The following is a 19,801-nucleotide window of genomic DNA, read 5'->3' as shown; positions in this document are numbered from 1 at the left end:
GACGAACTCTACTCCAAGTGGCCGTCCCGCCGGTTGGGTGGCGCGGGCCGACCTCGATCTTGCCAGCGTTCTCGGTGGGTTAGGCGCCCGATCGGGGTTCGTTCGCCAGCAACTCCGCGAGCCGGGCCAGCGCCGCGTCGAGCTTCCCGGCGTCCGGCCCCCCGGCCTGGGCGAAGTCCGGGCGGCCGCCGCCCGTGCCGCCCACCTCTTTTGCGAGGTCGCGGATCAGCTCGCCTGCGGCGAAGCGCCCGACCAGGTCCTTCGTGACGCCGAGCGCGAGCGCCGCCTTGCCCTCGTGCCGCACGCCGAGCAGCACGACGCCGGAGCCTACGCGCTGCTTCAGCTCGTCGACGAGCTGCCGCAGCTCCTTGGGATTGGCCCCTTCGATCTCGGTCGCGAGCACTCGCACGCCGCCGATCTCGCGCACGTGCTGCATGGGATCTGCACTGCCCCCGCGCCGCATCTGCGCGCGCACCTTCTCGAGCTCGCGCTCGAGCTCGCGCTGCTGCTCGAGCAGCCGCGACACGCGCGCGGGAAGCTCGGCGGGCGGCGTGCGCAGCAGGTCCGCGGCATCGCGCAGCGTGCGCGACTCGCGCCGCGCGTGCTCGAGCACGCCGCGGCCGGTCTGCGCCTCGATGCGCCGCACGCCGGCGCCGATCGCGGACTGCGCGACGATGCGAAACGACCCGAGATCGCCGGTCGCGTTCGCGTGCGTTCCGCCGCAGAGTTCCGTCGACGGGCCGAAGCTCACCACGCGCACGCGATCGCCGTACTTCTCCTCGAAGATCGCGATCGCGCCCGACGAGAGCGCCTCCTGGTAGGACTTCTCGGCGACGCGACCGGGCAGATTGCGCAGGATCAGGTCGTTCACGCGATCTTCGACCTGGCGCACCTGCTCCTCGTCGAGGCCCGAATCGTGCGTGAAGTCGAAGCGCAGCCGTTCGGGGCCGACCAGCGAGCCCGCCTGCGAGACTTGCGGCCCCAGCACCTCACGCAGCGCCCAGTGCAAGAGGTGCGTGCCGGAGTGGTTGCGCACGGTCGCTGCGCGCGCCTCGGCGTCGACCTCGAGCGAGACGGTCTCGCCTTGCGAGATGCTTCCGAGCACCACTCGGCCCTGATGGACGATCAGCCCCTCGACGGGCTTCTGCGTGTCCTCGATCTCGATTCGCCCCTCGGCACCCGCGATCTCGCCGACGTCGCCGACCTGGCCGCCGCTCTCGCCGTAGAACGGCGTCTCGTCGACGACGACCTCGACGCGGTCCCCCTCCGAGACCCGCTCGACGCGCTCGCCGGCGCGCAGCAGCGCGCGCACGAGCGAGCGGCCCTGCGTCGATTGGTAGCCCGTGAACGAGCAGCGCAGCTCGCTCGCGATCGCGTTGTAGACCTCGGCGGGGGCGGCTTCGCCGGTTCCCCGCCAGGCGGCCCGCGCGCGCTCCGCCTGCTCGCTCATTCGCGCGTCGAAGCCGGCGCGATCGTACGAGAGCGCGTGGGTGCGCAGGATGTCCTCGGTCAGATCGGTCGGGAAGCCGAACGTGTCGTAGAGCCGGAACACGACGTCCCCCGAGAGGCTGCGGCTGCCGGCCTTCCGCGCGCTCGCGATCGCCTCGTCGAGGAGCGCGAGCCCGCGGCCGAGCGTCTTGCCGAAGCGCTCCTCTTCGCGCCGGATCGTGTCGATCACGAACGCGCGCCGCTTGGCCAGGTCGGGGTACGCGCCGGCCATCTCGTCGATCACCACGTCCGCGACCTCGAAGAGGAACGGCCGCTCGACGCCGAGCAGCACGCCGTGGCGCGCCGCGCGCCGCAGCACCCGGCGCAACACGTATCCCCGGCCCTCGTTCGACGGCAGAACGCCGTCGCCGATCAGGAACGCGCAGGCGCGCGCGTGGTCGGCGACCACCCGCATCGAGACGTCGTTCTCGGGGTTCGTCCCGTAGGCGCGGCCCGCGATCCCGGCGGTGCGCTGGATCAGGGGTCGAAACAGATCGGTGTCGTAGTTGCTCGCGACGCCCTGAAGCACGCGCGTGATGCGCTCGAGCCCGAGCCCCGTGTCGATCGAGGGCTTCGGCAGCGGGACTCGCCTGCCGTCGGCGGACTGCTCGAACTGCATGAAGACCAGGTTCCAGATCTCGATGAAGCCCGGCCCCGACGGATCGCCGCCCCGCTCGAAGATCGCCCGGTCGGTGATCTTGTGGATCTCCGAGCACGGCCCGCACGGCCCCGTGTCGCCCATCTGCCAGAAGTTCTCGGCGTCGCCGAGGCGGAAGATCCGCTTGGGGTCCAGCCCGATCCCGTCGCGCCAGAGCGCGTAGGCCTCGTCGTCGTCGTCGTGCACCGAGACGACCAGGTCTTCCGGATCGAGGCCGAAGACGCGCGTCAGCAGATCCCAGGCGTACTCGATCGCCTCCTTCTTGAAGTAGTCGCCGAAGGAGAAGTTCCCGAGCATCTCGAAGAACGTCTGGTGGCTGGGCGAGCGGCCGACCTCTTCCAGATCGTTGTGCTTGCCGGAGACGCGCATGCACTTCTGCGAGGTCACGGCGCGGACGTAGTCGCGGCGCTCCTCGCCGGTGAACAGGCGCTTGAACTGGACCATGCCGGCGTTCGCGAACATCAGCGTCGCGTCGCCCGGCGGGACCAGCGATCCCGACGCCACGACGGCGTGCCCGCGCTCGGCGAAGTAGTCGAGGAAGGCCTTGCGGATCTCGTTTCCGGTCATCCGCGTCATGGTACCAGCGCCGCGCCCGCGAGACAGGGCTCGCGCGCGGAGCGGGTGCCGCGGCTCAGAAACGGTCGATCTTCAGATCGTCGTCCGCCGGCTCGTTGAGCTCGATCCCCTTCTCCGCCTGCTCCTTGTCGAAGTCGTCCCAGGAGCTGTCGGAGGTGCCGGAGATGCCCTTGAAGCGCAGCGCGAAGTCGTCGGCGTTGGACACGTGCTGCAGCGCCTCTTCGTACGAGACGCGGCCGGCCTTCACGTGCTGCATCAGCGACTGGTCGAAGCTCTGCATGCCGTAGGTCGTGAAGCCCTTGGCGATGGCGTCGTTCAGCTCCTTGGTCATCTCGGGGTCGGCGATGCACTCGCGCACGCGCGCCGAGGCGACCAGGATCTCGACCGCGGGCACGCGGCCCTTGCCGTCCGCCCGCGGCACCAGACGCTGGCTGATCACTCCCTTGATGATGCTCGCGAGCTGCAGCCGGATCTGCGGCTGCTGATGCGGCGGGAAGACCGAGACGATGCGGGTGATGGTCTCGGCCGCGTCGATCGTGTGCAGCGTCGACATGACCAGATGTCCGGTCTCGGCCGCCATCAGCGCCGTCTCGATCGTCTCGAAGTCGCGCATCTCGCCGACCAGGATGACGTCCGGATCCTGACGCAGGGCGGCGCGCAGCGCCGTCGCGAAGCTGTTCGTGTCGACGCCGATCTCGCGCTGATTCACGATCGAGCGCTTGTCCCGGATCAGGAACTCGATCGGGTCCTCGATCGTGATGATGTGGCAGGTCCGGTTCGTGTTGATGTAGTCGATCATCGCGGCGAGCGTGGTCGACTTGCCGGATCCGGTCGTGCCGGTCACGAGCACGAGTCCGCGGGCTTCCATCGCGACACGCTCGACGACCTTGGGCATGACGAGCTGCTCGATCGTCTTCACGCCGAACGGGATCACGCGGAAGACGATTCCGACCGTGCCTCGCTGCATGAACGCGTTCACGCGGAACCGGCCGAGACCCGCGATCGAGTAGGCGAGGTCCACCTCGTGGTGCTTGTCGAAGTGGTTCTTCTGGCCCGGCGTCATGATCGACGTCGCGATGCCGTGAAGCTGCTCGGGCGTGAGCCGCTCGCCGTTCTTGAGCGGAACCAGCGCGCCGTCCACCCGGAAGAGCGGCGGCAGGCCGGCCTTCAGGTGGATGTCCGACGCCAGGCCCTTGATCGCGATCGTCAGGATGTCGTTGAGTTCCATTCCCGCCAAGCCTCACCGCTCGCATGGATGCAAGGGGTACCTGCGGGTGGATCGTCCCGACCCGAGCCGTTCTTGAGGGCGCCCGTGCGCCTAGCTCTCGAGCGCCTCGCCGGGAACGGGAAGGCCCGAATCCGCCACCGGAACCTTCTTCTTGATGCCGGCGCTGGCGAAGACGAGCTCGGAGAGGCGCTCGTACACGGCCGGATTCGCGGCCAGGAACGCCTTCGCGTTCTCGCGGCCCTGGCCGATCCGCGTGCCTTCGAAGCTGTACCAGGTTCCGCTCTTCTCGAGCAGGCCGCGCTCGGAGCCGAGGTCGAGGATGTCCCCCTCTCGGGAGATGCCCTTGTCGTGCATCAGATCGAACTCGGCCTGCCGGAACGGCGGCGCGCACTTGTTCTTCACCACCTTCACGCGCGTGCGGCTGCCGATCGTGTGCTCGCCGTCCTTGATCTGGCCGATGCGGCGGACGTCGAGGCGGATCGAGGCGTAGAACTTCAGCGCGTTCCCGCCCGACGTGGTCTCGGGATTGCCGAACATCACGCCGATCTTCATGCGCAGCTGGTTGATGAAGATCAGGCAGGTGTTCGAGCGCGAGAGATTTCCGGCGAGCTTGCGCAGCGCCTGGCTCATCAGACGCGCCTGCAGACCCACGTGTGCGTCACCCATCTCGCCCTCGATCTCCGCCTTGGGAACGAGCGCGGCGACGGAATCGATCACGACCATGTCGACCGCGCCGGACCGCACGAGCATGTCGGTGATCTCGAGCGCCTGCTCGCCCGTGTCGGGCTGCGAGACCAGCAGCTCCTCGACGTTCACACCGAGCTTCTTCGCGTAGCCGACGTCGAGCGCGTGCTCGGCGTCGATGAACGCCGCCACTCCGCCCTTGCGCTGGCACTCGGCCACCGCGTGCAGCGAGAGCGTGGTCTTGCCCGACGACTCCGGGCCGTAGATCTCGACGATGCGACCCTTCGGCAGACCCCCGACTCCGAGCGCGATGTCCAGCGATGGCGCGCCCGTCGAGATCACCTGGATCTCCCGGTCGAGCTGATCCTGCCCCATCAGCATGATGGAGCCCTTGCCGAACTGCTTCTCGATCGATGCGACCGTGAGGTCGACGGCCTTCTTCTTCTCGTCCTTGTTCCCGGACTGCGCTCGCGACATCTGTCTCTCCTACGTCTCTGGGGCGAATTCGGCGAAATCGGCGTCGCCACCCGCTCCGAGCGGAAAGCGCGCCAGGGGAACGAAACGAGCGCCGCCGGGGGGAAGGCGACTCTCGTAGAGTATGACCTCGGAAACCGTCCAGGCGACGGGCTCCTGCGCAATCGCGCGTTCGAGCTCGACGCGAAGCGGGTCGCGCAGGCGTCCGAGCGTGAGGTGGGGCTCGAAGGGCCGGCGCTCTCGCTCCGCGCCGATCACGCGCGCAGCGGAGTCGAGCTTCCGCGCGAGCCGCGCGAGCGCCGCGGCACCTTGACGCACGCCGAGCCAGAGGGCGCGCGCCTCGCGCGCGTTCGGAAACGCGCCGAAGCCCGAGAGCTCGATCTCGAAGGGCTGCTCGGGCGCCAGCTTCGCCCGCGCGCGCTCGACCAGACGCGGAACGCCGGCCTCGGGGATCTCGCCCAGGAACTTCAGCGTCAGGTGCAGGCTGTCGGGCGTCATCCAGCGCACCCCGCGCGGCGCCACCGCTCTGAGGCTTTCGGCCGCCTCGGTCGAGCGCGCGCGCGCCTCGCTCGGCAGGTCGATCGCGAAGAACGCGCGAAGCAGGTCGCTCATTCGCGCGGCCCCGGCGCGCTCGCCAGCCGCGGAAACAGGTTGGCCGTGATCGGAAGCCCGAGCAGGCGTCGGCGCACCCAGTCGAGCGCGAGCTGGCTCGCGAGCTCCTTGTTGCGGCGGCGCTCCGTCATCATCTGGTAGCGGTGCGCGATGGTTCCGCTGGCGTCGGCCAGGGCCAGCCAGAGGGTTCCGACCGGCTTTTCCGGCGAGCCCCCGTCCGGACCCGCGATCCCGGTCGTCGCCAGGCCCAGGTCGGTGCCGGCTCGACGCCGCGCGCCCTCCGCCATCTGACGGGCGACCATCTCCGACACGGCTCCGTGTCGGGTGAGCGCTTCCGGATCCACGCCGAACTCGCGCAGCTTCGCCTCGTTCGCATACGCGACGAAGGAGGCGAGCAGATACGCGGAGCTGCCGGGCACGTCGGTGAGCCGGCTCGTCACGAGCCCCCCGGTGAGCGATTCCGCGACGGCGATCGTGAGCTTCCTCTCGAGCAGGAGCTCCGCGACGATCGCCTCGAGCCCGCGCTCGCCGACGCCGAGCACGAGGTCGCCGAGCCGCTCGCGGATCTCCGCTTCGAGCTGGTCGAGCCGGCGCTCCGCGCCGGCCGCGTCGGGTGCGCGCACCAGGATCCGCACGAGGTTGTCGGGAAACTGCGTGCGGAAGCCGAGCACCGTGCCGGCGTCGCCTCTCGCCAGGTCGTCGAGGATGCGGTCGAGATTCGACTCGCCGATCCCGAAGGTGCGCAGCAGCCGCGCGCGAACCACCTGGCTGCGGCCGAGGCGCGCGGCGATTCGCGGCACGACCTCCTCGTCGAGCATGCGGTAGAGCTCGCGCGGAACTCCGGGCATGAAGAACAGCTGCGTGCGCTCGCCGCTCGCGGGGTCGGTCACCTCGAGCATGAACCCCGGCGCAGTGCCCAGCGGATTCGCGAGCACGACGGCGCCCTCGGGAAAATCGGCCTGCTTCGCGTTGTTCTCCGCCATCTCGCGATTGAAGCGGCGGAAGAATGCGCGGATCTGCTCCAGCGCGGCCTCGTCCCGGTAGATTTTGCGTCCGAACGTGCGCGCGGCGATTTCCGTGGAGATGTCGTCGCGCGTCGGGCCGAGCCCGCCCGAGACCAGCACCACTCGCGCACGGGTCGCCGCCTCGCGCAGAACCTCTTCGATCGCGTCCGGATCGTCTGGAACGCTGACGTGGCGCGCGGTCTCGAGGTCGAGCGCGAGCATCCGCTCCGAGAGGTGAGACTTGTTCGAGTCCACGATCTCGCCGCGCAGCAGCTCGTCGCCGATCGTGATCACCCAGACCGCGTCGCGCGCCGCGGGCGCGCTCACGCCGCAGCCTCCGCGAAGATCACGCGCCAGAGCAGCTGGCCGACGAGATTGGCGTAGAGGCCCGCGACCAGGTCATCCGCCATCACGCCGAGTCCGCCGGGAAGCCGCTCCGCGGCGCGAGCGGGTGCGGGCTTCCAGATGTCGAAGAGCCGGAACAGCAGGAACGCGGCCCCGGCGACCTCGGCACGCGCGGGCAGGAAGAGCAGGGAGAGCAGCATCCCGGCGACCTCGTCGATCGTGATTCGGCCGTCGTCGTGGCGCCGGAAGATCGCCTGAGCGCGGTCCGCCGCCCAGATCCCGATCAGGACGACCAGCACGAGACCGATCGCGTGCGCGGCCGCCCCCATCCCCGCGATTGCCCACCAGAGCAGCAGCCCGACCGCCGACCCGAACGTCCCGGAGGCGATCGGCGCATAGCCCGACCCGCCTGCGGTGGCGATCGCGAGAATGAATATTCTCATTGAAATTCAAGCACTTCTGGATCCTTTGCCGATCCTAGACCGCGTCTCTACCTGCGTCAAGAAGACGAATGAATAGCGAAACTACGACCGCACGCAAAGCCATTGACCGGGACTTCAGGGAGCGGCAGCTCCGCGCTCAAGTCAAGCATCCGCAGGGCCGATCCTGCGAGCCGAGGGGAAGCGATGCAGCCGGGGAGAGCGACCGCAGCGGAGCTCGCGCCGCTCGTCTTCGAGCTGACGCGCGCGATTCGCGCCAGACATCTGCATCCCGCACGCCACCCGGTCGCGGAAGCGGCGCTGCAGCGCTGCGATTCGGCGTGGCGGGAGCTCGGAGCCGGCGCAGCCGAGTTCTCGCTCGGGCCCGGCGAAGCCGGGCTCGTGCTCGAAGACGGCGCAAGGGTCACCGGGCCTGGCGCCGACGACCTCGCGGACGAGCTGCGCGCCCGCCAGGTGCAGAAGGTTCGCTTCCGCGGCGCGCCGAGCGCGGCCGAGCTCGCGGCGCTCGTGGACGCACTCGCTCGCGAGCCTGAAGCACTCGCGAAGCAAGGCGGTCTGGAGACCGCGCTGCGCGCCTGTGGAGCGAGCAGCGTCGAGGCGGTGGCGCGCACCTCGGATCGCGACGGCTCCGCGAGCCGCGAGCAGAGCGGGTTCCTGGCGCAGCACATCGCGGATCTCGTCCGGCGCCTCTCGGAGCTCGAGAGCTGCGACGACCTGGCCAGCTACAACCTGACGGCGAACAAGATCGAGAGCAGCGTCGACGTGCTCGTGCGCGCCAAGCGCAGCATGGACGCGTACCGCGCGATGCTGGTCGTCGCGCGCCACGCGACCGACCCGCGAACGCGAAGCGATGCGATCCGGCGCGAAGCCGGTGATCGGCTGCGACGGCTCGCGCACAAGGAAGAGCTGCTCGACGCGGTGGTCGAGCAAGCGTGCGGAGACTCGGGGCTGGCGAGCGTGCAGGCCAGCCAGGTCCTGATCGCCGTCGGCAGCATCGCGGCAGCGCGGCTGCTCCGCGGACTGGAGACCCGCAAGGACGCGTCTCGCGCCCGCGTTACGCAGCTCCTGATCGCGCTCGGAGACGCGGCGATCGCGCAGGTCGTCGACGAACTCGGTTCCGGGCAGCCGGAACGCGCGCGCCGCGCCGCTCGCCTGCTCGGGGAGATGCAAAATCCCAAGGGCGTCTGCTTCCTCGCCGACGCGCTGGCCGGGCCCGACCCATCACTTTCGCGAGAGGCGGCGCTGTCGCTGGCGCGGATCGGCGACGACGCCGCGCTGCAGGCGCTGCTCCGCGGACTGCGCGGCAGCGACGAGGTCGCGGAGGCGTGCGCGGGCTGTCTCGGAGGCCTGCGTCGACCCACGGCGCTCCCGGCGCTCCACGAGGTGATCGATGAGCGGCGAGGTCGATCCGAGAGCGTGAGACGAGCCGCGATACAGGCGCTGGGCCGGATCGGCAACCCCGCTGCGCTCCGCAGCCTGAAGGAGATTCTCGACCGCGTCCCGTTCTTCGGGGCGGCGCGGGTCAGGGAGCTGCGTATCGCGGCTGCGCAGGCGATCGCCCAGATCGGCGGCGTCGCAGCGTTTCAGGCGCTCCGGGTGCACGAGCGTCGCGGGGATCCCTCCGTGAGCAGGGCGTGCCAGGAGGGTCTGCGGCGGCTCGCGGGAGCGGCTGCCGGAAAAACGTGACGGGCGTCGCGCGAGTCGGATTCGGATCGTCGCTATGCTCTCCGAGTGCGAATCCTTGCCCTCGACTACGGAGAGGCACGAATCGGCGTCGCGATCAGCGACTCGTTGGGGATCCTCGCTCAACCGCTCGAGACGATCGCGACGAAGCCGGGGGATGCCGCCGCCATGTCACGGATCGCGGAGATCGTGGCCACGCGTGACGTCGGTCAGATCGTGATCGGCCTGCCGCTGCACATGAGCGGGCGCGCGGGGCCGGAAGCCGAGCGCACCCGTGCCTTTGGCGAGAAGGTGAAGCAGCGCACCGGAGTCTCCGTGGAGTATCTGGACGAGCGCTGGTCCTCGCGCGAGGCGGAGCGGATGCTCGACGACTCCGGCGTGTCGCGGAAGAAGCAGCGCGGTCGCGTCGATCCGATCGCCGCGTCGCTGCTCCTGCGTACCTGGCTGGAGCGCCGGCCCAAATGATCCGCAGGGCATGGGTCGCGGCGCTTGCAGCCGTTGGTGCGATCGTCGCCGCGAGCGCGATCTTCCTGGCCCTTGCCGCATCCGGACTGCGCGAGCCCGCGGACCCCGATGCGGGCGACCGACTGTTCTGGGTCGCGCCGGGCGAGTCGCTCTCGCCGATCGCCCGGCGCCTCGCCGAATCCGGGCTGATTCGCGAGCGCAGCATGTCCGGACCGCGCGCGCTGGTCGCCTACGCGCGGCTGAACCGATGGGACCGCGAGATCAAGAGCGGCGAGTACGAGCTGTCGGCCGCGATGTCGCCGATCGAGATCCTGGAGAGGATCGTGCAGGGCAAGGTCAAGATGCACGAGGTCACGCTTCCGGAGGGGCTGCGTCTGGACGAGGTCGCTCTGCGTCTGGGCGATGCCGGCATCACGGATGGCGAGGCGTTTCTAGCCCTGGCCCACGACGAGAGCTTCGCGCGCGGGCTCGGCCTGCTGACGAGCTCGTTCGAAGGCTACGCGTATCCCGAGACGTATCACTTCCGCCGCCACACGCCTCCCGAAGAGGTGCTCGAGCGGATGCTGGCCGAGTTCCGCAGCCGGCTCACGCCCGAGGATCTGGATGCGGTCGCGAAGTCCGGACTCACCCTGGATCAGATCGTGACGCTGGCCTCGATCGTCGAGAAGGAATCCGCGCGGGCGGACGAAAGGCCGCTGATCGCGGGCGTGTACCGCAATCGGCTCAGGATCGGGATGCGGCTGCAGTCGGATCCGACGGTGATCTACGGAATCGTCCGGACCCGTGGGTCCTTCGACGGCGACATCCGCAGCCGGGATCTGCGCGAGGACAACGCCTGGAACACCTACACGCGAGCCGGCCTGCCGCCGAGCCCGATCGCGAGCCCGTCGATCGAGGCGATCCGGGCGGTGCTCTCTCCGGCCGACATGCCCTACCTGTATTTCGTGGCTCGAAACGACGGCTCGCACGAATTCTCGACCAATCTTGCGGACCACAATTCGGCGGTGAGACGCCATCAGAGCAAACGCGGGAGGAATCTGGTGAGGAACGAAGATGGCCAACGCCGCTAGCTACTTCGAGAAGCGCGTGCCCGAGGCATGGAACCAGCGGCTCGCGGACCAGGTCGCGCGCGGTGCGGGCGGCGCGGATCTGCTCGCGAAGATGCGCGCGGCGGACTTCGCCCTCGAGGTCGAGATCGGCGACGGCGGACGCTTCCACCTCTCGACCGAGCGGGGCGAGATGCGCGCCGCGCCCGGCGCGCACGCCGCACCACTGCTGACGCTCGCACTGTCGGAAGCGGACTGCGCGCGGCTCGAGACGAGCGTCGGTCCATCGCCGATGGCGCTCCTCGGCGGGGTCGGCGGCAATCCCGACTTCGTGCTCACGCCGGCGCGCCTGGCCGCGCTGCGCGAGATCAGGGGAACGATGCGGATCGAGGTGAAGGGTGCGACGGATTGGGGCGTCGTCCTGCACTTCGGCGCGCCCCCCGTACCCTCGGTCACGACGACGGTCTCGATCGGCGAGGCCGAGTTCGGCCAGCTTCTCGGCGGCCAGCTCGATCTTCAGGGCGCGTTCATGACGGGCAAGCTCGAGCTCGGCGGCGACGTCGAGGTTCCGATGAAGATGGCGATGGCCATCATGACGCCCGATTAGCGCTGGCTAGTACGCCATCGCGACTTCGCGCAGCAAGCCGATGTTGTCGAGCGCCTTGCCGGCACCCGCCGCGACGGCCGTGAACGGATCGTCGCCGCGCACGATCGGAAGCTTGGTCTCCTGCCGCAGAAGCTGATCGAAGTCGCGCAGCAGCGCGCCGCCGCCGACCAGGACGATGCCGCGGTCGACGATGTCGGCCGCGAGCTCGGGCGGAGTGCGTTCGAGCGTCTGCAGAACGGTGTCGATGATCTGGTGGATCGGCTCCGAGAGCGCTTCGCGCACCTCGTCGCTCGAGAGGACGATCATCTTCGGGATGCCTGCGACGAGGTCGCGGCCCTTGATCTCCATGGTCTTCGTCGGGCCGTTGGCCATCGCCGTGCCGATCGTGATCTTGATGATCTCGGCGGTGCGCTCGCCGACCAGCAGATTGTGCTTGCGCTTCACGTAGTGGATGATCGCTTCGTCGAGCTTGTCGCCACCGACGCGGACGGAGCTCGAGGTCACGATTCCGGCCATCGAGATCACGGCCACGTCGGTCGTGCCGCCGCCGATGTCGATCACCATGTTTCCGGTCGGCTCCGTGACGTTCAGACCCGCGCCGATCGCGGCCGCCATCGGCTCTTCCATCAGGTACACCTCGCGGGCACCGGCGGAGATCGCCGATTCGCGCACGGCGCGCTTCTCGACCGAGGTGATGCAGGGCGGAACGCAGATCACGATTCTCGGGCGGACCAGCCGGCGGCGGTTGTGCGCCTTCTGGATGAAATAGCGGAGCATCGCCTCGGTGACTTCGAAGTCGGCGATGACGCCGTCCTTGATCGGCCGGATCGCGCGGATCGAGCCGGGCGTGCGGCCGACCATCTCCTTGGCCTCGGTGCCGACGGCGAGCACCTTGCGCGTGCCGTTCGGACCGTCCGCGACGGCCACGACCGACGGTTCACTGCAGATGATGCCGCGTCCCTTGACGTAGACGAGCACGTTGGCGGTCCCGAGATCGATGGCGAGATCGTTCGAGAGCAGCCCAGCAAGCCACTTGTACATCGTGTCGGCTCCGAATCTCGAGGGGGACCCCGCCCCAAGCCTTCTCTTCCATCGGCAAGGAAGCGGCGGACCCTGAGAGCGCGCGCCCGGTTCGGGCGCCGACTACGGGTCTTCGGGGGGCGGCGCGGGCGACGCCTCGGGCGCTTCGGGTCCCGCGGCGGGCGCGCTGATCATCGGCTGCTCGACGATCTGGAGCAGATCCTTCACGCGGCCGCGGACCTCGTCGAGCCGGGCGCGTTGGGCGTTGATTAGCTCGTCCCGTTCGGCGACAGCCGCGCGCAGGAGCTGCGCTTCGCCTTCGAGCGAGTCGATGCGGGAGCCGAGCGAGATGTAGCTCCAGATCAGCAGGACGAGCGCCAGCGCGAGCGCGGTCGCCAGCACCAGCTGCGTCCGGTTCTGCGGCCGGTCCGGCTCGGATCGCGACGCCGGATCGCGGCGCGACTCGGCGGCAGTGGGGGAAACGGAGCGGAGCTTGGGTTCCTGGTCCATGGGTTCAGCTCTGGATCACGAGTTTGGAGAGCGAGGTGCGGCGCAGGTTCGTCTTCTGGATCGTGCGCACGAGCTCGGTGACCTTCTCGGTGTCGGTCTCGAACGGGTTGTTGCAGATCACGCGGACGTTCAGGAGGTTTCCCAGCCGGATGTTCGACCAGTCGAGGTCGTACTGGATGTTGTTCTGGCGGGCCAGCTTGATGAAATCGCCGCGCATCCTCGCGCGCGTGTCCTGAGGCGGCTCGGTCTTCGCCTTCTCGATCTCCGAGTCGGTGTAGAGCCGATCGACGTGCCCGCCGCGCTCGAGCATGTAGAAGAAGCCGCGGTCGCGGCGCAGGTCGTGGAACTGCAGGTCGATCATGAAGACGCGCGGGTCGTGCCAGGAGATCTGGTGCTTCTCGATGTAGCTGCGCAGCACCTTGCGCTTGATGATCCAGTCGATCTTGCGATCGAGCTTCTCGGGGTCGCTGTCGAGGCAGTCGAGGATGTACTGCCACTCGCGGACGCCCTCGCGAAGCTGGTCGCTCACGGGGAACTGCTCCATGTAGCGCTGCGCCATCTCGCAGTAGTCGCGCTGGATCTCGATCGGCGAGTACTCGCGCCCGTTCTCGAGCCGCAGCTTGCGCTTGCAGGTCGTGTCGTAGGAGATGTCCTTGATCGCCTTCACGGGGTGTCGGAGCGTGAAGTCCTTGTTGATGAACCCGTCCTCGATCATCTGCAGCACGACCGCGGCCGTCGCGATCTTCACGAAGTTCGTGTACTCGCTCATGTTCGAGTCGCCCACGATCACGTGCAGCCTGCGGTACTTCTCGCGATCGGCGTGGGGCTCGTCGCGCGTGTTGATGATCGAGCGGTCGTTCGTCGTCGTGCCCGAGATCTTCTGGTAGATGTGCTGCGCGCGCTGGCTGATGCAGTAGTGCACGCCGTCCTGCGTCTGGAACACCTTGCCCGCGCCGCTGAAGATCTGGCGCGTGACCAGGAACGGAATCAGCTGCTCGGCGAGGTAGTAGAAGTCGACGTCGCGGTCGACCAGGTAGTTCTCGTGGCAGCCGTAGGAGTTCCCGACGAAGTCGGTGTTGTTCTTGAAGATCGAGAGCTTCCCGGGGACGCGCTCCTCGCGGATCTTCTCCTCCGCGTAGAGCTGCAGGTCCTCCAGGATGCGCTCGCCGGCGCGATCGAATATGACCAGGTCCCGCGGGCTCGCGCACTCGGGCGTCGCGTACTCGGGGTGGCAGCCGGTGTCCTGGTAGAAGCGCGCCCCGTTCTCGAGGAACACGTTCAGGAAGTGCTCGGTCGTGATCAGCTTCTCGAACAGGAAGCGGATCGCCTTCTCCACCGGCAGGGTCTTGCGACCCTCCGGCGTGAAGATGATCCCGTATTCCGTCTCGAGGCCGTAGATCCGCTTCTGCACTTGTTTCCGCCGATCAATCCCGGAGGAGAGCCCTGGCCTCCTCGCCCGCGATCCGCCTGAAGGTACGTCCCGTGCGCGTCCGGTCGAGTATCGCGATCTCGAGGCTCTTCTCGTCGAGGTCTTCGACCGATCCCGAGTTCCCTGAGCCGGCGAGCGCGCGACGAGCCAGCTTCGCGGCGTCCTTGAGCGGCATCCCCGGCTTCCAGCCGGCGCGAATCAGGTCGCCGAGCTTGTCGCCGTCCCCGCCGATCGTCGCGAAGTGGGTCATGTCGCTCATGCTTCCGTCGTAACGGATCTGATAGAGGGCGCTCCCGTTCTCCTTGATCTCGACCACGAGGATCTCCACCTCGAGCGGCTTCATCTCGCGCGTGAAGACCGAGCCGAGGACGTTGGAGTACTCGTTCGCCAGGCTCTTGCCGGCCACGTCCTCGCGCGAGAACGAGTAGCCGCGCATGTCGGCGTAGCGCACGCCGGACTTCCGCAGCGTCTCGTACTCGTCGAGCTTTCCGACCCCGCCGAACGCGATGCGGTCGTAGATCTCCGAGATCTTGCGCAGCGTGGCGCTGCGGTTCTCGGCCATCATCACGATGCCGGTCTCGTACTCGAGCGCGACGATCGGCCGCCCGCGCGCGATTCCCTTGCGCGCGTACTCGGCCTTGTCCTGGTACCACTGCTCGGGAGAGACGTAGAAGGGTGTGCTCATCAGGCGGCTCTCCTCTCGGCCGCGATCGCCTCGTGGATGCGCTTCAGCTCCTCGTCCTTGACGTCCTCGACACCGGAGCGCGTCGCGAGCTTCACGGTCGGGAAGATGCCGCGCGCCACATCGATGCCGCCCGTGGCGCGATCCTCGTCGGCGGCATCGAGCAGAGCCTCGATCGCGGCGCGAATCGCCTCCTCGCGGGAGAGGTCTTCGTGGCGCACGATCCGCTTCAACGAGCTCCTCGCGTCCTTGCCGCCCGATCCGGTGGAGTAGTAGTCGGCCTCGCGGAAGCGACCGCCGGTGATGTCGAACTTGTAGATGCGGCCGCGACCCTTGTCGTGATCGAAGCCCGCGAAGATCGGCATCACGACCAAGCCCTGCATCGCAGCGGGCAGATTCTGGCGCAGCAGGAACGAGAGCCGGTTCGCCTTGCCCTCGAAGGTCAGCGGCTGACCGTCGAGCTTCTCGAAGTGCTCGAGCTCGAGCTGGAACATCCGGACCATCTCGATCGCCGGGCCCGCGGCGCCGGCGATCGCCATCAGGCTCGATTCGTCGATGCGGAACACCTTCTCGAGATCCCGCGTGCCGACCTGGTGGCCTTCGGTGGCGAGCCGGTCGCCCGCCATCAGAGCGCCTTCCTTGCAGACGATCGCGAGCACGGTGGTTCCGTGGAGCAGCGAGACCTGCGTCCAATCCATTCGCGTCCAGTCGGGAAGCAGCCCCGGGTGGTCGACGCGGAGGAACTCGTAGAAGCTGTCACCGGCGTACGTCTGGCCTTTGAACACCGGGCTACTCGCCGCCGCGCTGGACGTAGTTCTTCACGAACTCCTCGGCATTCGCCTCGAGGACCTCGTCGATCTCGTCGATCAGGTTGTCCATCTCTTCCTTCAGGTCTTCGCCCTTCTTGGCGAGCTTCTTCTGCCCGCCGGCGTCGGAGGAGGAAGAGCCGCTCGAGTCGCCGCCACCGGACTTCTGCTTCTGCGTCTGGTCGCCCGCGGCGCCCCAGATGCCGGTGGCCGGCTCGGTCTTGGGTCGTACGATCTTCATGCCTCTCTCCCTAGCTCACGCGGTCGTGAGGTTCTGAACCAGAACTCGGGCCGTCGGACTCGAGTCGAGCAGCTCGCCCACGTGCGCCCGCGTGCCCTTCAGCGGTTCGTTCATGAGGATGCGCTTGATCGGCTCGTCGCCGACGTTGAACGAGATCGAATCCCAGTTCACGCCGAACACTTCATCAGGATAGCGTCGGATGCACTCGCCGCGGAAGTAGGCGCGAGTGTCGCTCGGAGGAGTCCGCACGGCGCGCTCGATCGCATCGGAATCGACGATCCGGTCGACCTCGCCGCGTCGCTCGAGCACGTGGTAGAGGCCCTTGTCGGGGCGGATGTCGTGGTACTGCAGATCGAGCATGTGGACCTGCGGATGGTGCCAGTCCACACCGTGCCGCTTCATGTAGCTCGTGATCAGCTTGTGCTTGATCACCCAGTCGACCTCTCGGTCGAGCTGTAGCGGATCCTCTGCGAGCTTCGACAGCACGCGCTCCCACCTGACCAGGACGTCCTTCACGATCGGGTCGAGGCTGCGGGACGAGAAGTAGCGCAGCGCGTACTCCAGGTATTCCTTCTGGATCTCGATCGCGGTCAGGCGTCCGCCGCGCTCCATGGCGTAGCTTCGTTTGCACGCGAGGTCGTGGGAGATCTCCTTCACGACCTTGACCGGATCGCTGACCGCGAGACTCCTCGGAATCGCCCCGTCCTCGACGAGGGCGAGCACGACCGCAGTCGTGCCCATCCGCAGATACGTGGAGACCTCGCAGAGATTCGAGTCGCCGATGATCACGTGGAAGCGTCGGTACTTCTCGCGATCCGCATGGGGCTCGTCGCGTGTGTTGATGATCGGCCGCTTCACCATCGTGTCGAGCGCGACCTCGGTCTCGAAGAAGTCGGCCCGCTGGCTGATCTGGTAGTCGCACGGCTGCGCGCGGTTCTCGCTGCCGGCCTTGCCCGCGCCACAGAAGATGTTGCGCGTGACCAGGAACGGCGTCATGTGCTCGACGATCTCGCGAAACGGCGTCCGGCGCTCGATCAGGTAGTTTTCGTGATTCCCGTAGGAGTTGCCCTTGCGGTCGCTGTTGTTCTTGTGGATCAGGACCGTCTGTCCGCTGGGCAGAAGAGCCGTGGCGGCGCGCCTCGCCGCCTCCATCGTGCGCTCGCCGGCGCGTTCGAACGCGATCAGATCGCGGACGTTCGTGACCTCTGGCGTCGAGTACTCCGGGTGCGCGTGGTCCACGTAGAAGCGCGCGCCGTTCCGGAGCGTCTTGTTGCGCGCGATGTTCTCCTGCTGGTTGGGCGTGTACTTCTCGCCCTCGACGTGGAAGCCGCGAGCGTCGGCCAGCGGGTTCTCCTGCTCGTAGTCCCAGAGTATTCGCGCGTCCTCGATGTCCTGGTACGCGTTGACCAGCAGGACGCAGCTCGAGATCGGATCGAAGTCCGGGTCTCCCTGGACGGTGATCCCGTATTCGATCTCGCTGCCGAATACACACGGAAGTGGCATGTCAGAGATACTGCCCCGAGCCGCCGACGTTCTCGATCTGGTGCTCCGTGCGACTCATGCCGGTGATGAGCGTGCGGACGTTGATGATGCGCTCGCCCTTCCGGCCGGAGATCCGCGCCCAGTCGTCGGGGTTGGTGGTGTTCGGGAGATCCTCGTTCTCCTTGAACTCCTCGCGCACGGACTCGAGCATGTCCGAGAGACGCACGCCCTCGTCGTCCGAGGTGATCGCGCGCTTCACCGCCTTCTTCTTGGCCCGGTCGACGATGTTCTTCAGCATCGCGCCGCTCGAGAAGTCCTTGAAGTAGAAGATCTCCCGCTCGCCCTTCGCGTACGTGACCTCGAGGAACTTGTTCTCCTCGTTCTCCGCATACATCGATTCGACCGTCTCCGAGAGGATGCCGCGCACGATTTCCTTCGGTTCGGGCCCGTACTTCCGCGTCGCGTCCTGGCTGAACGGGAGATCCGTCGTCAGGTACTTGGTGAAGATCTGCAGCGCCCCCGCCTTCTCCGGCCGGTGCACCTTGACCTTCAGATCGAGACGGCCCGGGCGAAGCACGGCCGGATCGATCAGATCCTGCCGGTTGCTCGCGCCGATCACGATCACGTTCCGCAGCGACTCGATGCCGTCGATCTCCGAGAGGAACTGCGCGACGACGGTCGCCTCCATGTCGGAGGAGATCCCGGAACCGCGCATCCGGAACAGCGAGTCCATCTCGTCGAAGAAGATGACGACCGGGACGTCCTCCTCCGCCTTCTCGCGCGCGTTCTTGAACACCTCGCGGATCTTGTGCTCGGTCTCGCCGACGTACTTGTTCAGGAGCTCCGGCCCCTTCACGTTCAGGAAGTAGCTCTTCGCTTCGCCGCCGCGCATCTCCTGGATGCGTAGCGCGAGGCTGTTCGCCACCGCCTTGCCGATCATGGTCTTGCCGCAGCCCGGAGGTCCGTAGAGCAGAATGCCCTTCGGCGGCGACAGGTTGTAGCGCTTGAACCGGTCCGCGTGCAGATACGGCAGCTCGATCGCGTCGCGCAGGACCTCGATCTGGTCGCCGAGACCTCCGATGTCCTCGTACGTGACGTCGGGGACCTCCTCGAGCATGACCTGGTCGACGGTCGACTTCGGCAGGCGCTCGACGCCGAACCCGGTGCGCGGATTCACGAGCAGGTTGTCGCCGGCCTTGAGCTTCTCGCGCCGCATCGGCTGCGCGAGGCTCACCACCCGCTCCTCGTCGGCATGACCGAGGACGATCACCCGGCCGTCGTCGAGCACGTCGGAAACGGTCATCACCTCGCCGCGCGGATCGAAGGTGGTCGCGTCGACGATGTTGAACGCCTCGTTCAACACGACCAGCTGGCCTTCCATCAGCTCCTCGACGTGGATGCTCGGGTGCGAGTTCACCCGCATCATCTTGCCGTCGACGTTGATCTCGCAGGTTCCGTCCTTGTTGCTGCGCTCGAATATCCCGTAGGTGTTGGGTGGCGAGCAGAGCTTGTCGACTTCCTGCTTCAGCAGGTCGATCTGCTGCTTCGCGTCCTGCAGCGCGCCGACGAGCTTCTCGTTCTGGCGCTCCGAGTCGAAGACCTGCTGCCGCTGCCGGTCGATGCGCTGTCGCAGCAGCTCGTATTCCATCAGCAGGTGTTCGACCCGCCGCGCAAGATCGGCCGACTCGGGCCCCAGGAAGCGCAGTGAGTCTCGAACCTTCTCGATCTCGTCCATCTCGTCAGGCACGCGGCTCTCCCGTTCGTCATCAGCTCCGCGAGACACGGAGATGCGTTTCATCACGTCTCGGACGAACCCTCTCCTCCCGGAACCCGAACCCGAACCCGTGTCGCTCATTGAACTTCCTCGCCTTCGGCTGATCGACGCCACCGAGAATTGCAATCGACATACCAAGCTCTGGCGGCGGGACGACCGGCTCGCGGTACCGACGCGATCTCTGAGGGATCGCGCTCGAGCGCGGGAAATTCCTCAGCTTTCGAGGGCTTGTACGCGGAGCTCGCGCGCGCGCTGCAGGTCCTTGCATAGCGCCGGCGCTGCGCTGCGCGGCCCGTCACGTGAAGGCTCGACTCCAGAACCCGGCTTCGATCCGAAATCACCTGATATATCGACCAGTTAGAATGCTCTCGAATTCTATCAAAACGGCTTTTCATTGCAACGGCCCCAAGCGCGCACCGGGCGGCGAAAGCCCTTGAGACGAAAGAGTTAATCGCTCATCGATCCGACGCGATTCCGCGCCAGACCGCGCGACGAATCGCCGACGGCCCGACCGTCAAGACTTCGCCACTCGGGCGGAGATCCGGCG

The 19,801-nt window shown here is 67.6% G+C and carries 18 protein-coding genes; 4 read left to right on the top strand and 14 right to left on the bottom strand.

Annotated features, from left to right (window positions below; translation table 11 throughout):
• Positions 1–79 precede the first annotated feature (79 nt).
• From alaS to FJ108_00825, 6 genes are all read right to left on the bottom strand, one after another.
• Positions 80–2,713, bottom strand: coding sequence for an alanine--tRNA ligase (alaS, locus tag FJ108_00850; GenBank protein ID MBM4334447.1), 2,634 nt, complete (start codon positions 2,711–2,713; stop codon positions 80–82).
• Positions 2,714–2,777: 64 nt separating this feature from the next.
• A complete protein-coding gene (locus FJ108_00845) occupies positions 2,778–3,950 on the bottom strand; it encodes a type IV pilus twitching motility protein PilT (protein MBM4334446.1) in 1,173 nt (390 codons plus the stop codon).
• 90 nt (positions 3,951–4,040) lie between these two features.
• Positions 4,041–5,111, bottom strand: a complete 1,071-nt coding sequence (recA, locus tag FJ108_00840; protein ID MBM4334445.1) for a recombinase RecA — start codon at positions 5,109–5,111, stop codon at positions 4,041–4,043.
• A gap of 9 nt (positions 5,112–5,120) precedes the next feature.
• Positions 5,121–5,720 (bottom strand): RNA 2',3'-cyclic phosphodiesterase, encoded by a 600-nt coding sequence (gene thpR / locus FJ108_00835; protein ID MBM4334444.1) that lies wholly within the window; start codon positions 5,718–5,720, stop codon positions 5,121–5,123.
• The gene (locus FJ108_00830) at positions 5,717–7,081 is read right to left on the bottom strand and encodes a competence/damage-inducible protein A (GenBank protein ID MBM4334443.1); all 1,365 of its coding nucleotides are present in this window, start codon (positions 7,079–7,081) and stop codon (positions 5,717–5,719) included. The genes thpR and FJ108_00830 overlap by 4 nt, the downstream gene beginning before the upstream one ends.
• Entirely contained in the window at positions 7,048–7,512 is a 465-nt protein-coding gene (locus tag FJ108_00825) for a phosphatidylglycerophosphatase A (GenBank protein ID MBM4334442.1), read from the bottom strand. The genes FJ108_00830 and FJ108_00825 overlap by 34 nt, the downstream gene beginning before the upstream one ends.
• A gap of 183 nt (positions 7,513–7,695) precedes the next feature.
• Between FJ108_00825 and FJ108_00820 the strand changes: the two genes are divergently transcribed.
• Genes FJ108_00820 through FJ108_00805 form a run of 4 tightly spaced genes read left to right on the top strand, consistent with a single transcriptional unit; the run spans position 7,696 to position 11,310 of the window.
• A complete protein-coding gene (locus FJ108_00820; protein ID MBM4334441.1) occupies positions 7,696–9,195 on the top strand; it encodes a hypothetical protein in 1,500 nt (499 codons plus the stop codon).
• Between the two features lie 45 nt (positions 9,196–9,240).
• Positions 9,241–9,657: a Holliday junction resolvase RuvX gene (gene ruvX, locus FJ108_00815; GenBank protein ID MBM4334440.1), complete on the top strand. Its 417-nt coding sequence runs from the start codon at positions 9,241–9,243 to the stop codon at positions 9,655–9,657.
• Positions 9,654–10,727, top strand: coding sequence for an endolytic transglycosylase MltG (mltG, locus tag FJ108_00810; GenBank protein MBM4334439.1), 1,074 nt, complete (start codon positions 9,654–9,656; stop codon positions 10,725–10,727). The genes ruvX and mltG overlap by 4 nt, the downstream gene beginning before the upstream one ends.
• The gene (locus tag FJ108_00805; protein ID MBM4334438.1) at positions 10,711–11,310 is read left to right on the top strand and encodes an SCP2 sterol-binding domain-containing protein; all 600 of its coding nucleotides are present in this window, start codon (positions 10,711–10,713) and stop codon (positions 11,308–11,310) included. Before mltG ends, FJ108_00805 begins: the two co-directional genes overlap by 17 nt.
• 6 nt (positions 11,311–11,316) lie before the next feature.
• Here the strand turns inward: FJ108_00805 and FJ108_00800 are convergent, their stop codons facing one another.
• The 8 genes from FJ108_00800 to arc form a co-directional block, all read right to left on the bottom strand.
• Positions 11,317–12,351 (bottom strand): rod shape-determining protein, encoded by a 1,035-nt coding sequence (locus FJ108_00800; GenBank protein MBM4334437.1) that lies wholly within the window; start codon positions 12,349–12,351, stop codon positions 11,317–11,319.
• A 102-nt stretch (positions 12,352–12,453) separates the two neighbouring features.
• Entirely contained in the window at positions 12,454–12,840 is a 387-nt protein-coding gene (locus FJ108_00795; GenBank protein ID MBM4334436.1) for a hypothetical protein, read from the bottom strand.
• A 4-nt stretch (positions 12,841–12,844) separates the two neighbouring features.
• A complete protein-coding gene (locus FJ108_00790; protein ID MBM4334435.1) occupies positions 12,845–14,251 on the bottom strand; it encodes a Pup--protein ligase in 1,407 nt (468 codons plus the stop codon).
• Between the two features lie 13 nt (positions 14,252–14,264).
• Positions 14,265–14,954: a proteasome subunit alpha gene (gene prcA, locus FJ108_00785; protein ID MBM4334434.1), complete on the bottom strand. Its 690-nt coding sequence runs from the start codon at positions 14,952–14,954 to the stop codon at positions 14,265–14,267.
• Positions 14,954–15,736, bottom strand: a complete 783-nt coding sequence (gene prcB / locus FJ108_00780) for a proteasome subunit beta (GenBank protein ID MBM4334433.1) — start codon at positions 15,734–15,736, stop codon at positions 14,954–14,956. Before prcB ends, prcA begins: the two co-directional genes overlap by 1 nt.
• 4 nt (positions 15,737–15,740) lie before the next feature.
• Positions 15,741–15,998: a ubiquitin-like protein Pup gene (locus FJ108_00775; GenBank protein ID MBM4334432.1), complete on the bottom strand. Its 258-nt coding sequence runs from the start codon at positions 15,996–15,998 to the stop codon at positions 15,741–15,743.
• A gap of 15 nt (positions 15,999–16,013) precedes the next feature.
• Positions 16,014–17,501: a proteasome accessory factor PafA2 gene (locus tag FJ108_00770; protein ID MBM4334431.1), complete on the bottom strand. Its 1,488-nt coding sequence runs from the start codon at positions 17,499–17,501 to the stop codon at positions 16,014–16,016.
• A 1-nt stretch (position 17,502) separates the two neighbouring features.
• Positions 17,503–19,335, bottom strand: a complete 1,833-nt coding sequence (gene arc, locus FJ108_00765) for a proteasome ATPase (protein ID MBM4334430.1) — start codon at positions 19,333–19,335, stop codon at positions 17,503–17,505.
• Positions 19,336–19,801 lie beyond the last annotated feature (466 nt).

The organism is Deltaproteobacteria bacterium (genome assembly GCA_016875225.1).
Classification (GTDB): Bacteria; Myxococcota_A; UBA9160; order SZUA-336; family SZUA-336; genus VGRW01.
This window is presented reverse-complemented; position numbering and strand designations above follow the sequence as displayed.

Coding starts and splice junctions, on each gene's coding strand:
- alaS (MBM4334447.1), bottom strand. CDS start 2,713: ATGACCGGAAACGAGATCCGCAAGGCCTTCCTCGACTACTTCGCCGAG.
- FJ108_00845 (MBM4334446.1), bottom strand. CDS start 3,950: ATGGAACTCAACGACATCCTGACGATCGCGATCAAGGGCCTGGCGTCG.
- recA (MBM4334445.1), bottom strand. CDS start 5,111: ATGTCGCGAGCGCAGTCCGGGAACAAGGACGAGAAGAAGAAGGCCGTC.
- thpR (MBM4334444.1), bottom strand. CDS start 5,720: ATGAGCGACCTGCTTCGCGCGTTCTTCGCGATCGACCTGCCGAGCGAG.
- FJ108_00825 (MBM4334442.1), bottom strand. CDS start 7,512: ATGAGAATATTCATTCTCGCGATCGCCACCGCAGGCGGGTCGGGCTAT.
- FJ108_00820 (MBM4334441.1), top strand. CDS start 7,696: ATGCAGCCGGGGAGAGCGACCGCAGCGGAGCTCGCGCCGCTCGTCTTC.
- mltG (MBM4334439.1), top strand. CDS start 9,654: ATGATCCGCAGGGCATGGGTCGCGGCGCTTGCAGCCGTTGGTGCGATC.
- FJ108_00805 (MBM4334438.1), top strand. CDS start 10,711: ATGGCCAACGCCGCTAGCTACTTCGAGAAGCGCGTGCCCGAGGCATGG.
- FJ108_00800 (MBM4334437.1), bottom strand. CDS start 12,351: ATGTACAAGTGGCTTGCTGGGCTGCTCTCGAACGATCTCGCCATCGAT.
- FJ108_00795 (MBM4334436.1), bottom strand. CDS start 12,840: ATGGACCAGGAACCCAAGCTCCGCTCCGTTTCCCCCACTGCCGCCGAG.
- prcA (MBM4334434.1), bottom strand. CDS start 14,954: ATGAGCACACCCTTCTACGTCTCTCCCGAGCAGTGGTACCAGGACAAG.
- FJ108_00775 (MBM4334432.1), bottom strand. CDS start 15,998: ATGAAGATCGTACGACCCAAGACCGAGCCGGCCACCGGCATCTGGGGC.
- FJ108_00770 (MBM4334431.1), bottom strand. CDS start 17,501: ATGCCACTTCCGTGTGTATTCGGCAGCGAGATCGAATACGGGATCACC.
- arc (MBM4334430.1), bottom strand. CDS start 19,335: ATGAGCGACACGGGTTCGGGTTCGGGTTCCGGGAGGAGAGGGTTCGTC.